A 15,371-nucleotide genomic window follows, 5' to 3' on the forward strand; every position below is an offset into this window, starting at 1 on the left:
AAACGATTACGCTCATTTACCTGTCCCATAATGGCTGGGCATTATAACGCCGCTACCGGCTGCCGTTAAGATGAGAATATCTGGTGCTTTTCGCGAACCGAATCAAGCATTGATATAGCATCGCAACCCATTGCTTCCTCGATAAATAACTGCCGAACTGGCGTCAGCGATGAAACGCTGGCAAGTCCTGCATTTCGAATAAATTTAACTAATGGATTATTCAGCCCGAAGGTGGTTTTCAGCCCGCCCATGGCAGCCAGCATCTTCAGTGCCGCGGTTTTGCGGGCCCGGCCATAGGGTGCCAATACCCGCAACTGGCCCAAGTCACGTTCAGCGGCCTGGGCATCAAGGAGCCGTTCGGCCAAGGCCAGTGCATCAGCCAGGCCAAGATTGACCCCCTGGCCGGCCAGTGGGTGAATGGTGTGGGCAGCATCGCCAACCAGCGCCAGCCGCGGTGCCACGAAGTCTCGGGCGTAACGGGCCGTTAATGGCAGGCGGGTCAGCGGGCTCAGTAACTGCACTTCACCCAGTTGATTATCAAACGCTAACCGTAACCGACGAGCTTGCTGCAATGGCTCTGCCGCCATGAGCTGATCGGCCTCAGCGGGGCTGGTAGACCAGACAATGGAACACTGCTGTGGCTGCCACAACGGTAAGAATGCCAGAGGCCCTTCCGGCCGGAAGATCTGCCGCGCACAGCCGTCATGGGGCTGTTCACACTGCACGGTCGCCACCAGAGCATGATGACCGTAGTCGTGGAACAGTATCGGGATGTCGGCTAGCGCTCGCACCTGTGAGCGGGCACCGTCAGCACCGACGACCAGCTGGGTACTGATCATGTCGCCATTATCCAGCGTCAGCAGCGTTGCCTGCTCACCGCGCTCCAAGGCGCTGAGCCGTACCGGCGCATACAGGCTAATGCTCGGGCAACTGGCAATGGCCCGCCACAGGGCCAGCTGGATCTGACGGTTTTCAACGATATGGCCCAGCTGTTGTGCGTGCACATCACTGGCGGCAAAATCCAGCCGGCCAAAGCTATCTTTTTCCCATACCTGCATGGCCTGATAGGGCCCTTTTCGGGCAATGTGCTGCCAGGCACCGAGGCCTTCGAGCATTGCCTGCGATGCAGCCGAAATGGCGCTGACCCGGCTGTCGGCAACGTCAGCAAAATTGTCATCGGGGACTTGGCCATCAATTAACGCAACCCGCACTCCACCGCGCCCCAGCATCAGCGCCAGGGCAGCGCCTACCATCCCAGCCCCCACAATGGTGACCTGCGACTCTGAAAATGCCATCAGTTATTCCATCCAAGCATGTGTCGAGCCAGCGCATCTTTGGCCGGCAACAGGTGATTCAGCGCCCCAAGCGCCAGGTTGCGCCCCACATAAAGTGGGCCATTATCATTGGCAAACAGCCGCGCCAGGTTATCGGTCAGGCCAATGGTGCGGGCCAAATCCGGCTGCCGTTGCGCCTGCCAGCGTGCCAGCCCTTGCCAGGCACCGGCGTCGTCATCAGCTAAACTGGCCAGCAGTATCAGTACGTCACGCAGGCCGAGGTTAAAGCCCTGGCCGGCAATCGGATGCAAACTGTGGGCAGCATTACCCACCACCACCGCCCGATGTGCCCGTAGTTGCTCTGCTTCAATAAGACTCAGCGGGTAACGGTGACGCTCGCCAACGCTGGTAAAACGCCCCAGTCGCCAGCCAAAACGGCGTTGCAATAAAGCCAAAAAGTCGGCATCAGACAATTGTTCACTAGCTTCGGCTGCTGCCGGGCGCTGGCATAAGACCAAATTCATGCGCCCGGCGGTCATCGGCAACAAAGCCAGTGGGCCGCTATCAGTAAAGCGCTCAAAAGCCCAGCCCTGGTGAGGCTGCTCAGTGGTGACATTGGCGATGATGGCGTGCTGTTGATAATCCTGCTCCCTGGCCCCGATCCCTAGCAAGCCTCTGGTTGCCGAACGGCCGCCATCAGCCACAACCAGTAAGCGGGTACTGACTTTTTGGCCTGACGCCAGCGTTACCTCCAGGTATTCTGGGTGCTGCTGGACACGAGCTACTTTGTCCGGGCAAAACCAGTGGCACTGCAGCTTGCGGCGAAGCACATCGCCAACCGCACGCACCGGTATCACCTGCCCAAGGGCGTCCAGCCGGTAATCCTGATGATGTAACTGTGCACGGCCAAAGCCGCCTTTTTCCGCCACATGAATATGGCGAATTGGCTCACCGTGCGCTGCCAGTTCAGGCCACAAGCCCATCTGCTCAAGACCAGCAACCGAGCCAGCACTCAGGGCAATGACGCGATCGTCAAAGCTGGGTTGCCGGTCAGCGTCGGCTGCAATGGGCTCTACAACCCCAACCTGCCAGTGGCGAAAACGCTGGCCAAGCCCCCAGGCCATGGTGGCCCCAACCATACCGCCGCCAACAATCAGCACGTCCAGTTTCATGGTGTCAGTGCAATGTCCTTGGTTGTTTTTGCTGGCCGCGACCAAGCTGGTCATACACCAGCATGGCCACTACCCGCAGGTATTCTTCCACTTCCATGAATGCCGCTTCCATGGTGCTTTCATCCTCGTCGACTTCTGTCGACAGGTTGGCAATCTCGGCCACATCTTCCAGCGCTTCGCTGAGCTGGGCATCCACCTTGGCACCAACCGCCTGCACACCGTAGCCGGCCAGAAAGCCCTGGGCCCAGTCACACAAGCCCTGAATACGCTCTTCCAGGCTGGCATCATCCCCGGGCAGCAGCACTTCGAAGGCAAAGTCTTCTTCCAGCAGCTGCTGACAGATCTGTTGATAAAGCGGCGTCAGGGCCTGTACTGCGCGCGCCGCTAAAGGCTGACCGTTATTGGTCAGATCCTGAAGCAGCACTAACCATTGTTTGTCATCCAATGGTAAACCGGCGGCAACCAGCGCCGTCATCAAACCGTGGAATTCAGCCGGCGAACTGGTTAACTGTTCACTGGCCAATAGCCTGGCCATTTGCTCATAGGGAAAAGGCGTCTCGCCGTTCGGGTTCATATTCATCTTCCAGCAAGGGGAACCGGGGCTATCCTAACACAGTGGCACCTTAGCAAAGACTGCCACAGTCCGCCCTTGATCCAACACAAGGCGGTGGTTATAGTGCGCGCCCTGAGCGGATGCTTCTCAGGGTCGAACAGAAGGACAGTGCATGGCAGATCAGGCCTCACAAGACACCCTGGACATTGCTGTATTTGGTCGCCGTTTCCGGGTGGCCTGCCCGGCCGGCCAACAAGGCGCGCTGCGCCAGGCAGCACGGGAACTGGATGAACGGTTAAAAACCCTCAAAGACAGCAGCGAACTGAGCAACCGCGAACAATTGCTGACCATGGCCGCCCTGAACCTGGCCCATGAGCTCCACCTTGCCGAGGCCCAGAGCCGCGAGTATGCTGAAGCTATGGATACCAAGATCCGGGTACTGCAGGAGACCATCGAGCAGGCCCTGGTCAATCAGGCAAAAGAATAAGCCCCTGGAGTGTGCGCCAGCGGACCAAGTCCCTGAGCCGATATCGATATAAAAGGGTGTTTTCCTTGCCACTATTGAGCATGCTCAGCCCGACTGAGACGCCTGCGGTGGCAATCAAACATCCGCCTTGAACTTTCGGGTTCAAGGGCCGTCGTCTGCAGCGGCATTCTGGGGCACTTCTCAATGCATAATCGCGATCATATCCGCCAGTGGGCCCGGGACCGGCGCCGAGCACTGACTCCCCAACAGCAGCAACACACTGCCGGCGCCCTGGCCGAACAGGCGTTGGCACAGCCCAGCATTATGCAAGCCCGGACACTGGCTTTATATCTAGCCAACGATGGTGAAGCCGACCCCGCCATATTGATGCAGGCCCTGCATGCAGCCGGTAAACAGGTGTTGCTGCCAGTGCTGCACCCCTTTTCTAGCGGCTACCTGTTATTCCAATCCTGGCACCCTGGCATGGCGATGACCCGCAACCGTTTCAATATTGCGGAACCACCACTCAGTGCAGCCACCCTGGTGCCAGTCAAACACATCGATGTGGTTTTTACGCCACTGGTAGCCTTTGATGAGCAAGGCAACCGCTTGGGTATGGGCGGCGGCTTTTATGACCGCTCATTGGCAGCGTTTCAGGGGCTGACCGTCGGCCTGGCACATGACTGTCAGCAATATCCAGCGCTGCCTGCCGCCGCCTGGGATAAACCGCTGGATATGATCCTCACCGCCAGTCAGGTAAAACGTTTTCGCTACTGATATACTGCGGCGCCAATAGGTCAGTCTCACAACATAGAGGGGAGCTTTGATGAACCAGGACGCACTGAAAAAAGCGGTTGGCTGGAAAGCATTGGATTATGTAGAAAAAGACAGCATTGTCGGTGTTGGAACCGGCTCAACGGTTAACCACTTCATTGATGCCCTGGCGACCATCAAGCAGCAAATTCAAGGAGCTGTTTCATCCTCTCAGGCCTCCACAGAGAAGCTCAAGGCGCTGGGAATTGAAGTGTTCGATCTCAACAGCGTGCCGTCGCTGTCGGTATATGTTGATGGTGCTGACGAAATCAACCCACAGCGGCAAATGATCAAAGGCGGTGGCGCGGCGCTGACCCGCGAAAAAATCGTTGCCGCCGTTGCCAACACCTTTGTCTGTATTGTCGACAGTAGTAAAGAAGTGGATGTACTAGGGCAATTTCCATTGCCCGTCGAAGTAATTCCCATGGCCCGTTCCTATGTAGCTCGGGAAATCCTCAAGATCGGGGGCGATCCAGTCTGGCGCGAAGGTGTAGTAACAGACAATGGCAATCAAATCATTGATGTTCATGGCCTGAGCATCACCGATGCGCCCGCCATGGAAGACAAGCTCAACAACCTGGTCGGGGTTGTCACTAATGGTCTTTTTGCCAACCGTGGTGCCGATGTGGTGCTGGTCGGCCATGCTGACGGCGTAAAAATCCGTTGACATCGAAAGGGACATCTGGCCGTCTATAAGCCATCCTCCCACCGCAGTGTGGGGGCTGACACAATCAATTTAGTGTAATTACTCCAGGTGCATCATGGCTCAACACTCGCTCGACAAAGACAAAATCCGCATTCTGCTGCTTGAAGGTGTCCACCAAAGTGCCCTGGAGTGTTTTCGCGCACAGGGATACAACAATATTGAATACCTGAAAACCTCTCTGACCGGCGCCGAGCTGAAAGCCAAGATCCGTGATGCACATTTTGTCGGCCTGCGCTCGCGCACCCAGCTCACCGCTGAGGTGCTGGATGCCGCCGAAAAGCTCGCTGCCATTGGCTGTTTCTGTATTGGCACCAACCAGGTAGACCTGGCCCATGCCGAACAAAAAGGTATTCCGGTCTTTAATGCCCCCTTTTCCAATACCCGGTCAGTGGCAGAGCTGGTACTGGGCGAAATCATTATGTTGTTGCGCAATATTCCGGCCAAAGCCGCTGCAGCTAAGCGCGGCGGCTGGGATAAAGCCGCTACCGGCAGCTTTGAAGCCCGCGGCAAAACACTGGGGATCATCGGTTATGGCCACATTGGTACGCAGCTGGGTGTACTGGCAGAAACCCTCGGCATGCAGGTGATTTTCTACGATATTGAAGACAAATTAACCCTCGGTAACGCCCGCCAGGTCGCCAGCCTCGGCGAGCTGCTGGCACAGTCCGATGTGGTTAGCCTGCATGTACCAGAGACCACTGCCACCCGTAACCTGATGGGTGAGGCAGAGCTGGAACAAATGAAAAAAGGTGGTATTTTGATCAATGCCTCGCGAGGCACTGTTGTCGATATTGCCGCCCTGGCTGCGGCTCTGGAGCGCGAGCATTTGGCGGGTGCGGCCATTGATGTGTTTCCGGTTGAACCTAAATCCAACCAGGAAGCCTTTGTGAGTCCATTGCAGGCGTTTGACAACGTGCTGCTGACACCGCATATCGGCGGTTCCACCATGGAAGCACAGGCCAACATCGGCATGGAAGTGGCCAGCAAACTGGCTAAATACTCCGATAATGGCTCGACCCTGTCGGCCGTTAACTTCCCGGAAGTGTCCTTACCCCATCATGATGGTCGTTCCCGGCTGCTGCACATTCACCGCAACAAACCCGGGGTTCTGACCCGCATTAACCAGATTTTTGCCGACATGGGCGTCAACATTGCCGCCCAGTACCTGCAAACCAGTCAGCATATCGGCTATGTGGTGATGGATGTCGACGCCGCCTATGCCGAAGACGTGCTGGAAAAACTCAAAGCGATTGACGGCACACTGCGCGCCCGGGTGCTGCACTGAAACCGCCGCCAACAGGCGGCGGTGTTAATTCTTAATAGGGGCGCGAGCCATCACGGCGCCGTAACAACCGCAGCGACCACATAAAATCGGCAGGGAAGCGCTCGATGAGCGCTTCATAAGCATGGTTCATGGCCTCAGCTGAACCTTGCTCATCACTGGGTACCTGACTCAGGGGCTCAGCAACATGCAGCACAAACTGGCTACTGTCCGGATCGTAGCCGCAGGTTACTGGCACGACCGTGGCACGGGCCGCCCTCACCATGCGCCCCAGGGTGGGCAGAGTCGATTTTTCCGTGGCAAAGAAAGGCGCAAACACCACCCCGTCAGTACCGTAATCTTCATCAGCCACATACAGGCAAGGGTGGCCGCTACGAATACTCTTGACCAGTACTCCCAGGCCTTCACCCCGGGTAAACTGCGTACCACCCTGACGGGTCCGGCTTTTGAACATCATGTAGTCAAATACCGGCTTGCCAGTGGGCTTAAAAATATTCGACATGGCAAAGCCAGCGAGAATTAATGCCCGGGCTGTCCAGTCCAGGGCAAAGGTATGCGGGGCCAAAAAGATAAGTGGCTGGCCACTGCTGCGCAGCTGCGCCAGCCGGCCCTGATCTTCCAGATGCAAGCGCCGCGCAATAAATGCCGGTGAACGCCAGGCCAGTTCGCCCATGGTTAACATGGTTTGGCAAAAAGCCCGCACATTCTGGCCGAACAAGTGCTCGCGCTGAGCATCGCTCAGCTCTGGCAGGCATAACCGCAGGTTGGTCAACACAATATGACGACGCTTTTGCATAAAACGCCGGCGTGTCAGCCAACCGGCAAGCGCCGCCCCTAGCCGGTTTTTCAGGCCAATAGGAAGCCAAGTCAGCAGATACAGTAAGCCAACAGCCAGCCACTGCCCCCAGTAACGAGGATGCAGTAAGGCCACGTAGAAACGGTTTTGGTACTGGGCTGAAGAACTGGACATCAATACAAGCACAAACGAAAAAGTAGCGCTATTTCACTGGTTCAAGCCACTAAAGGCAAGGGCGGAAGCCAAGTGCCGTGACGTTATCGGTGTTTTACTCCACCTTTTGCGGCGGATGCAGGTAGCCCTGATAACCGTCGGCTCCTACCCCTTGTAATTGCGTCACTGCTGCGGGCGTCTCTACGCGGGTGGCAATCACCTGCATTTTCAGGCCGTGGCCAATATCGGTCAGTGCCCGCACCAGGGTCAGCGTTGCGCTATCGTCGTAGAGCGCCAGGCTTTGATCGAGCTTGATGTAATCCGGCGCCAAATCATGCAGATATTTCAGTGACGCCAGATGCCGCCCCACATGATCAACGCCAAAGCGCCCCCGCTGACGCCGTAGTGCAGCCACAAAAGCCTTGGCTGCGCCCGGGTCGGCCAACGCCACGTCCTCGCTGATTTCCACCATCAGATTGGGGCTGGCGGCCAAAGCAGTCAGTAACGCCTGGGGCGAGCGCACTGTCGCCAGTGACAAATTGATGGCATGCCGGCTGTGCTCGTCTGGTGGTAGCTGTTGCAGTTTTTTCAGTACCGCAGCATCCAATGCCTGGCCCAATTGAAACTGTTCGATATAGCTGAGGAATGTACCGGCGGTGTAATCCTCACCGTCCAGATGAATGCTGGGAAACCATTCATAGTGCAGTAACCGCTCACCCTGACAAGCCATGACCGACTGGCGCATCAGGCTGAGTTCACCCTCATCCAACGCCTGGCGTAAGCCACTACGCCAACGGCTTTGCGAGGGCCCCTGGCCTTGCTCGGCATCTACCGCCAGGCGAGATTGCTGCTGCCAGGCTCGATGTAAAGTGGTATCCGCACTGGCCAGTATGTCTGCGGAGCGACGATGCGAGCCGCGCAATACCAGCGCCAGAGCCAGATTGTCTTCGTCTTGCTGCTGCCCGGCGGAAAAACTGTGCAGTAGTTTGGCCAGTGACGTGGCTTCATCCGTCAAAGTGACTTTGTCACCGATACTATAAAGCACCGCAAACTCGCTCAGGCTGATACGGGCACAGAGGCAGCGCTGACGGACACTGCACCACTGCTTCAGCTGGCTGGCAAAGGCGCTCAGTAGCTGATCCCGCACTTGAAAGCCCTGCTGTTCACTGAGCTGCTGTAACCAGTGCAGATCAATCAACATCAAACCGCCGCTGCCCGGCTCTGACAGCCAGGCATCTAAATGTGAGACCAGATGGCTACGATTGGGGAGCCCGGAGACCGGATCGGTCTGGGTTGCCTGGCGCAGGTGGGTGATTTGCCGATCTTGGCTGTCAAACATAAGGTGAATGCGGTCAGCCATCTCATTGATGGCTCTGACCAGCAGACTCAGCTCACGGGTACGTGGCTCCGCTATGGGTTCGCCAAACTGGCGTTTGGTGATCAGCCGGGCCTGGCGGGTAACGGCATCCAAAGGGCGCATCAGTACCTTCAAGCCGCGCCAGACAATCACCACCAACAACAGGTAGATGCCACCGAGCAACAACAATAAGTGCCAGGCAGTACGCCACAAGGCCTGGTAGGCAATCGCCGGGTTGGCTACCACTTTCAGCTTTGCAACCTGTATCCAGCCAGCGGTCAAGGTCTGCTCTTGCGCCACAGGACTAAAGAGCGGTAAGGCCATAAACCAATCCGGCACGTGACGCGCTCTGGGTGGGTTATCTTTAACCAGATGTTCCGCTTTGGCATACCAGTCCAGCTCAATAGTGCGGTAAAAACCCGCATCGAACATGGATTGCAGCACCGTGTCGACCCCACCTCGGTCCTGCGTCTGCAAGTACGGCGCCAGACTCAGGCCCAGGGTAACAGAGGCATTCTGGACGTTGGACTCCATCTGTTGTGCTAACGCCGCGCGCGAGGTGTTCATCTGCACCACAAACACCACCAGCAGCACCAGCAAGAAGCTGATGTTCAAAAGCCAGAATATCTGCCGTCTTAAGGTCACAGAGCCCCCTAGTCCAGTTTGATAATGGGTTTGTTGAGGTGGTTAACACCAAAGCGATCGCGCAAGTCCTGCCAACGCTTAAGGCGAGTGCTGTTACCAACCAATTGCCCCTGCCCCTTTTCCTTACTTAACCACAGCTGCCGACCATTAAAAGAGTAGATGGGCAGCAGATCTGGCCGCTCTGTTGCACGGCGGATATCTGGCACCAGGTTATCGAGGATCAGAGGCACTGCCTGGGGCGTTGGATAATACGCCAGCACCATGTGGTACTGATTGACTGACAGAGCTTTAACATAGGTAATGCGCATTTTGCTCTCCGCGACACCCAGTTCCAGCAGCGTGAAGTATTTGGCTATGGCAAAGTCTTCGCAGTCACCACCGTCAGCACCAATAAACTCCAGCGGTGTTGCCCAGTAGTCGTTTTTTCCCCATAGCCGAATGTCATCAACAAAATGCAGTTGATTGAAAAAATCATTCACCCGTAACACTTTCAGTGCTTCAGGTTTATTCTGGTTATCAATGATCAGCGTCTGCCAGCGCAGCAGCCGTAAGCCAGCCGATTTACCATAAACCGAGCTGACCTGTTGCTGTATCTGCGGGAAGTTCAAACCCTTGAACCCGGCCCATAACAGGCCGGGTAGCAAGGGTAAGAGCCAGAGGCTTCGTCTCATTCAGTTCCATGACTATTGATACTGTTCATCCACAGTGTAGATAGTCCACTTCATCACCGGAAGATTCTTGGCACCACGAAGCTCTGCTACTACCCGACGGTTCTTCCGGTGCGCCTCCTGGCTTAGCCCGGGCTCAATCGGGCGGCTGAAACCATAACCAATGGCGGTTACCCGATCAGCTGCGATCTTGAACTCCTCTTCCAACACCTTGGCTACGGCATCCACCCGGCGCTGGGACAGCTTCATGTTGTAATCAGCAGTTCCCACTTTTGAGCAGTGGCCTTCCAAAGTCAGGTGCGACTCTGGGTAGCGCTTCATGAAATCTGCCACTTTGCCCACCTCACCGTAATAACGCGGGTCGATGTAGGACGAATCATTGGCAAACAGGATTTTCAGATCAAAGTGCTGCACTTTGTCCGAACGGTTACCACAGCCGTAGTTATCGATTTTGGCACCAGCCAGCGTTCCGGCACATTTGTCGCGAGCGTTGATCACGCCGTCGGCGTCAGGGTCATTCAAATCCTGAAGCTGTGTCGTTTGCTGATCAAACGAGACGATATCGTGACCCGCACAGCCGCCTAGCCCCAAGGCCGCCGCCAGATAAACCCATGATGTTTTCATGACAGCCTCCTTATGACTGATCGTCTTGCCAGATGGCCGGGCGAGTTACCCGCAGAGAATCAAGCAGCTGGCCGGAGGCGTTGAGCACCCGGTACTGCGCCATGACTTCATCGAACTCAGTGTTGAGATAATCACGGCGTGATTCGAACAGTTCGTTTTCGGTATCCAGTAAATCCAGCAGGGTACGCTTGCCCAGATTAAACTGCTTACCGTACGCCACCTGCGTTTCTTTACTGGCTTCCACATGCCGGCGAATGTAGCCCTTCTGCTTTTCTAACAGCTGGTAGGCATTCCAGGCCAAACGCAGGCTTTCCTGCACTTCACGCCAGGCCCGCTGCTGAATTTCCTTGGCTTCACCAATCTTATAGGTGGCTTCGCGCACCCGGGAGCTGTCCCGACCACCGGCGAACAGGTTGTAGCGCATCCGTACCATGGCGGAGAGGTCATTGTTGTAGCCGGAAAAGCCGTCAATGTTATTGTTGGCGGTTTTATCGACCTCAATATAAAAACTGGGGTAATAGTTTGCTTTGGCGCCTTGGCGTTCAGCCTTGGCCGCTTCCACATCAAACTTGCTGGACTCCAGAATGGGGTGTTTTTGCTGCGCCACTTTCAGCGCATCATCCAAAGTGTTAGGCACCATGTCTGCATCCGGTACCGGGATCACCAGGTTTTCCGGCTTGGCATTGACGACTCGGATATAAGCTGCGATGGCATCATCGTAGTTATTCTCTGCCGCCATCACGTTGGCATGAGCCCGCGCCAGACGCCCGGTGATCTGGGACAGATCGGAGCTGGAACCGACACCGGACTCAGTGCGCTGGCGAATGCTGTCAAAGATCTTCTGATGTGCCTCAAGATTGCGTTTGGCAAGCTCCAATATCGATTTGTAGCGGATCACATCCAGGTACACCTTTGAGACACTCAGCGCAGTATCCTCGGCCTTAGCCAGCAGGCTGTACTGCTCCGCTTTGGCCTCGTTATGCAGCCGTGCAACCTCGGAGGAAACCCGAAAACCGTCAAACAGCATCTGACGTAACGAGATAGACGCCTCACCCCGGTGCAAACTGCGATCATTACCGCCAGTTAGCGCCCGGATCGAAGGACTGTTGGTATTTTCATAGCCATAACCAGCTGCGATATCGAGCTGCGGGTAATAACCCGATTTGGCCTGCCGCCGTTGCTCCTCATAGGCTTTATAACGGGAAAAAACGATATGCAGGTCAGGGTGGCTGTCGAGCGTATTTGCCACCGCCTGCTCCAATGATGCCGCGCTGACATGCTGCACCCCTGCACCAGCAAGGATGGCAAGCGCGAACGACCATGTTCTAGCTTTCATACAACCCCCTATTCTCTTTCGTTTTTTTTGATTAACGCTCACGCAAGGCTCGTACCTGCGCACGCAATATGGGCTTTAACAAATAGTCGAGAACGGTATGTTCGCCAGTGATAACGTCCACTTCGGTCAACATGCCGGGAATTATGGGTAACTTGTCTTTGCCGCTGGCAATGTAGGGTTCTTTGGTACGAACCCGGATCAGGTAATAAGGCTTGCCGTTGTCATCCACCAAAGAGTCAGCGCTAATGTGCTCCAGGGTGCCTTCCAGGCCGCCATAAATAGTGAAGTCATAGGCCGACAGCCTGACAGTAGCCGGTTGTCCGGGGCGCAAAAAGGCAATGTCCCGGGGGCTGATTCGCGCCTCTACTAACAACTGCCCTTCCAACGGCACAATTTCGACAACCGGTGTTGCCGCCTGCACCACTGCGCCAACCGTGTTGATATGTAATGTCTTAATGGTGCCTTTTACCGGCGACACCAGTTGCGTGCGGGCGACGCGATCTTCCAGGCCGGCGGTACTTTCCTGCTGTGAATTCAACTCCAGCTCGGTACGGCGGAGCTGCTCCTGTACATCGGTTCTAAACGCCAGGGCGATGTCCCGACGCTTCAACATTGCTTCCTCTCCGGCCGCCAACACTTTTGGCCGATTCGCCTGCGCCATGGCCAGTTCACCACGCAAATCATTAACCTGACGGCGCAATTTCAGCAGTTCAACTTCAGACACCACGCCTTGCTCAGCCAGCGGCTCGGTCAGGTTCAGCTCTTTTACCGCCAGAGCCAGACTTTCCCGTTGATGCCGGATCTTCGCATCCAACTCTGCCAGCTCCTGCTTTCGCTGAGTCTGCTGTTCGCTCAAAATAGCCATCTGATTTTTCAGGTTACGTAACCGGTCGTGGTATTCGGAGCGCTGCCGGGCAACCAGTTCCGGGTGCTCTTTCATAAAGGCTGGGGGGTAAGCCAGTGGTTGTAGCTGCACGGTGACTTGCTGCGCATCAGCTACCACATCGACACTGGCCAATTCCGCTTCAAGGCGGCGGGCCGCACCTTGCAACCCGGCAAGTTCACGGGTCTTCTGGCGATAATCTGATTTGAAGCGGACATCGTTGATGCGCATCAGCGGCTGCCCAGCTTCCACCATTTGCCCTTCATGCACGTAAATGGCATCCACCACACCGCCATCGACACTCTGCACAACCTGCAACTGCTGCGATGGGATCACCCGCCCCTGCCCCCGGGCGACTTCCTCAAGGTGTGAAAACGAAGCCCATAGCAAGAACACCAACATCAGCCCGCCGAGTATCCAAAGCAGTACCCGATGTATTCGCAGCTCGGTCTGCATCAGCTGCATTTGCTTGTCTAGCGACCACTGCTCAGCCATGCACACCTCCCTGCTCTTTCAGCCAGGTCAGCACCTTATCTTTCGGTCCATCCACTACCAGGCGGCCCTGTTCCAGTACAATCAACCGGTCAACCAGCGAGAGCATGCTGTGCTTGTGCGTGATCAACAGCAAAGTGCGGTCTCGGCCCAGGTTGCCCAAGCGCTCCATCACCGCTTGTTCCGTAGCCGGGTCAAGGTTGGCTGTCGGCTCATCCAACAGCAGCACCTTCGGGTTAAGGATCAGCGCCCGGGCCAATGCCACCAGGTGGCGCTGCCCTAAAGACAACTGCGCCCCGCCTTCGCCTACTCGCCGTGACAAGCCGCTCTCATCAACATTGGTGAAGGCACTTAAACCGGCCATTTCCGCCGCTTCAATCACCTGACTGTCCGGGATGTTGCCCAAACCAAAGACAATGTTGTCACGGATGGTGCCCGCAACCAGTCGCGCATCTTGCGCCAAATAGCCAATACCACGACGCATGTCGGAAGGATGCCGCTGCCGCACTTCCACACCATCAATGAGCAGGTGGCCTTTGTCTGGGATGTACAACCCCATCAGCAGTCGTGCCAAGGTGGTTTTGCCACAGCCGGTGCGCCCAATGATGCCAACGCGCTCTCCAGGCCGTATGGCCAGCGACAAATCATTGATGGCCGGTAAACTGGCTTCAGGGTAGCTAAAGCTGACGTGTTCCAGTTTGAAAGCGCCTTTTTGCAATGGCCGCTGTAACTGTTCGCTGGCGCCGCCAAATTCGTCCGGGTCATCAAGACTTTCTTGCAAGGCAGACATGCCGACTTTGGCCTGTTGATAGCGGGCAATAAGATTGGCCGCCTGTGCAAAAGGCCCGACAGTGCGGCTCGACAGCATGACTGCGGCGATAATGGCCCCCAGGCTGCTGTTACCGTTTGCCAGGCTGACTACCCCCAACACCACCACACCAACGATGGTCAGCTGCACCATCAGATTAGCTAGCGTAGCCAGGCGCTGTTGTAACTCACGTAAGCGGTTCTGTACCTGCGCGGCGGCAGCGACTAACTGCTCCCAGCTCTTTTGTATCCGGCTTTCGGCACCACAGACTTTAATGAACTCTGGCATGGCCAGCATTTCTGCCAGTTGCGACTGGCGCATAGCGCTGAGCTGGGCGCTGGCGGTAACCGATTGATGCAGTGTTTTTGCCATCAGCGCAGCGGTGACCAACAAGATCAACGCCGCTATCACCGGGGCAATGACCAGCACCCCACTGATCACCGCAATGACCACCAGAAACAGCACCGCAAAGGGTAAGTCGACCAACAGCGCAATGGTGCTGGAGGAAACAAACTCACGCAGGTAGTCAAAGTCCTGAAAGCGCCGCATAGCCAGGCCCAGACTGCCCGGCCGAGACACTAATGGCGCGCCAAGAGAACGTTCCATCAGCACCTGAGATAACTCCTGCTCAGCCTGACGGCCAGCCAGATCCAGCAGCTTGGTACGCGTCAGACGCAGCGCAACGTCAAACGTGAAGGCCAGCACGGCGCCACCGGCAAGTACCCATAAGGATTCAAACGCCAGGTTAGGCACCACTTTGTCATAGACATTCATGATGAACAGCGGAATGACCAGCGCAAAAAAGTTCACCAGAAACGATGCCAGCAAGGCATCCCGGTACAGACCTTTACGGCGCCACAAGGTACGCCAGAACAGGTGTTTGTCTGCTGTTGGGGAGGCTGACTTGGCGGTGTTGTCAGTCAACGCTTCCCAAAGTACAAAACCGTAACCAAGGTAGTTATCTGCCAGCGTTTGAGCCGTCAGTGTCTCTTGCTTGTGATCGGGAAAAGACAGGGAATGGAGGCAGTCACCGTCAATATCGGTGATCACGCTGCAACGCCGGTCTTTGAGGAGTACCAGCAGTGGCAATGGCTGTTTGTGCAGCTCTGATAATGGCAGCTGCAATAGTTTTGCATCAACACCGGCCCGGGCTGCTGCCCGGGGAAAGCTTTCCGGCGTCAGGCAACCATCATCCAACGGCAACCCTGACAGCAGCGCCTGCGCAGACAGCCCTTTATTCTGCCTGGCCAGCAACCACTGCAGGGCTTGCAGCAAGGCGTCTGCTGTTTCAGCCTGCCCGACTGACCATTCCTTTGCCGACGTCAACGCCATAACCTGCTCCT

General features: G+C 56.2%; 14 protein-coding genes and 1 other RNA gene. 5 read left to right on the forward strand and 10 right to left on the reverse strand.

What is annotated here, in order from left to right; all coding sequences use genetic code 11:
• Positions 1-65: 65 nt before the first annotated feature.
• From WDB70_RS11795 to WDB70_RS11805, 3 genes are read right to left on the reverse strand one after another with little or no spacing between them, the layout of a single operon-like run.
• Complete coding sequence (locus WDB70_RS11795; RefSeq protein WP_406664565.1) at positions 66-1,295, reverse strand: FAD-dependent monooxygenase; 1,230 nt, start codon at positions 1,293-1,295, stop codon at positions 66-68.
• Positions 1,295-2,500 carry a 2-octaprenyl-6-methoxyphenyl hydroxylase gene (ubiH, locus tag WDB70_RS11800; protein ID WP_406664567.1) on the reverse strand — a complete coding sequence of 402 codons (1,206 nt, stop codon included), beginning with the start codon at positions 2,498-2,500 and terminating at the stop codon, positions 1,295-1,297. The genes WDB70_RS11795 and ubiH overlap by 1 nt, the downstream gene beginning before the upstream one ends.
• The gene (locus WDB70_RS11805; RefSeq protein ID WP_406664569.1) at positions 2,451-3,020 is read right to left on the reverse strand and encodes a UPF0149 family protein; all 570 of its coding nucleotides are present in this window, start codon (positions 3,018-3,020) and stop codon (positions 2,451-2,453) included. Before WDB70_RS11805 ends, ubiH begins: the two co-directional genes overlap by 50 nt.
• 151 nt (positions 3,021-3,171) lie before the next feature.
• On the opposite strand from WDB70_RS11805, the gene zapA reads away from it, so the two are divergent.
• From zapA to serA, 5 genes are all read left to right on the forward strand, one after another.
• On the forward strand, positions 3,172-3,486 hold the full coding sequence (gene zapA / locus WDB70_RS11810) for a cell division protein ZapA (protein WP_406664571.1): 315 nt from the start codon (positions 3,172-3,174) through the stop codon (positions 3,484-3,486).
• Positions 3,485-3,664, forward strand: a non-coding RNA gene (gene ssrS, locus WDB70_RS11815) — 6S RNA. Before zapA ends, ssrS begins: the two co-directional genes overlap by 2 nt.
• Before the next feature lie 5 nt (positions 3,665-3,669).
• Positions 3,670-4,242 (forward strand): 5-formyltetrahydrofolate cyclo-ligase, encoded by a 573-nt coding sequence (locus tag WDB70_RS11820; RefSeq protein ID WP_406664573.1) that lies wholly within the window; start codon positions 3,670-3,672, stop codon positions 4,240-4,242.
• A gap of 49 nt (positions 4,243-4,291) precedes the next feature.
• A complete protein-coding gene (gene rpiA, locus WDB70_RS11825) occupies positions 4,292-4,945 on the forward strand; it encodes a ribose-5-phosphate isomerase RpiA (RefSeq protein ID WP_406664575.1) in 654 nt (217 codons plus the stop codon).
• A gap of 94 nt (positions 4,946-5,039) precedes the next feature.
• Entirely contained in the window at positions 5,040-6,269 is a 1,230-nt protein-coding gene (serA, locus tag WDB70_RS11830) for a phosphoglycerate dehydrogenase (protein ID WP_406664577.1), read from the forward strand.
• 31 nt (positions 6,270-6,300) lie between these two features.
• On the opposite strand, the gene WDB70_RS11835 is transcribed toward serA, so the two are convergent.
• The 7 genes from WDB70_RS11835 to WDB70_RS11865 form a co-directional block, all read right to left on the reverse strand.
• Complete coding sequence (locus WDB70_RS11835) at positions 6,301-7,236, reverse strand: hypothetical protein (protein WP_406664579.1); 936 nt, start codon at positions 7,234-7,236, stop codon at positions 6,301-6,303.
• A gap of 94 nt (positions 7,237-7,330) precedes the next feature.
• Positions 7,331-9,217, reverse strand: coding sequence for an EAL domain-containing protein (locus tag WDB70_RS11840; RefSeq protein ID WP_406664581.1), 1,887 nt, complete (start codon positions 9,215-9,217; stop codon positions 7,331-7,333).
• An 8-nt stretch (positions 9,218-9,225) separates the two neighbouring features.
• Positions 9,226-9,888: a transglutaminase-like cysteine peptidase gene (locus WDB70_RS11845; protein ID WP_406664583.1), complete on the reverse strand. Its 663-nt coding sequence runs from the start codon at positions 9,886-9,888 to the stop codon at positions 9,226-9,228.
• 12 nt (positions 9,889-9,900) lie between these two features.
• Complete coding sequence (locus WDB70_RS11850; RefSeq protein WP_406664585.1) at positions 9,901-10,509, reverse strand: OmpA family protein; 609 nt, start codon at positions 10,507-10,509, stop codon at positions 9,901-9,903.
• 10 nt (positions 10,510-10,519) lie between these two features.
• Positions 10,520-11,845, reverse strand: coding sequence for a TolC family outer membrane protein (locus tag WDB70_RS11855; RefSeq protein WP_406664587.1), 1,326 nt, complete (start codon positions 11,843-11,845; stop codon positions 10,520-10,522).
• A gap of 31 nt (positions 11,846-11,876) precedes the next feature.
• Positions 11,877-13,223 (reverse strand): HlyD family type I secretion periplasmic adaptor subunit, encoded by a 1,347-nt coding sequence (locus WDB70_RS11860; RefSeq protein ID WP_406664589.1) that lies wholly within the window; start codon positions 13,221-13,223, stop codon positions 11,877-11,879.
• Complete coding sequence (locus WDB70_RS11865) at positions 13,216-15,360, reverse strand: type I secretion system permease/ATPase (RefSeq protein ID WP_406664591.1); 2,145 nt, start codon at positions 15,358-15,360, stop codon at positions 13,216-13,218. Before WDB70_RS11865 ends, WDB70_RS11860 begins: the two co-directional genes overlap by 8 nt.
• Positions 15,361-15,371: the final 11 nt, after the last annotated feature.

It is taken from the genome of Gallaecimonas aegicerasi (assembly GCF_045291545.1).
Lineage (GTDB): Bacteria > Pseudomonadota > Gammaproteobacteria > Enterobacterales > Gallaecimonadaceae > Gallaecimonas.